Here is a 260-nt window from a genome sequence, read left to right as displayed (position 1 = left end):
ACTTACGTTTAATTGAGAATCCTGATGATGAGATTAGTTTCGCACGTATTATTAACATGCCGAAGCGCGGGATTGGTGCGACTTCTATCGATAAAATTATTAATTACGGTGTGCAAAACGGAATTTCATTAACGGCTGTATTTGATGAAATTGAGCATGTTGGTGTAAGTGCAAAAATTACAAAGGCAGTAAAAGAATTCGCAAGTTTACTACACAACTGGGTAAATATGCAAGAGTACTTATCTGTTACAGAATTAGTA

Annotated in this window: 1 protein-coding gene; it reads left to right on the top strand. The window is 35.4% G+C overall.

Going from position 1 to position 260, the window contains the following annotated elements; all coding sequences use genetic code 11:
• Positions 1-260 (top strand): 3'-5' exonuclease (locus JDS96_RS31195; RefSeq protein ID WP_374221029.1); only part of this gene is annotated, 260 nt, incomplete at both ends.

The sequence above is a fragment of the Bacillus cereus group sp. N21 genome, from assembly GCF_016483395.1.
In the GTDB taxonomy this organism is placed as follows: Bacteria; Bacillota; Bacilli; order Bacillales; family Bacillaceae_G; genus Bacillus_A; species Bacillus_A pseudomycoides.
The sequence above is the reverse complement of the archived record's forward strand: the minus strand, read 5'-3'. Positions and strand labels throughout refer to the sequence as shown.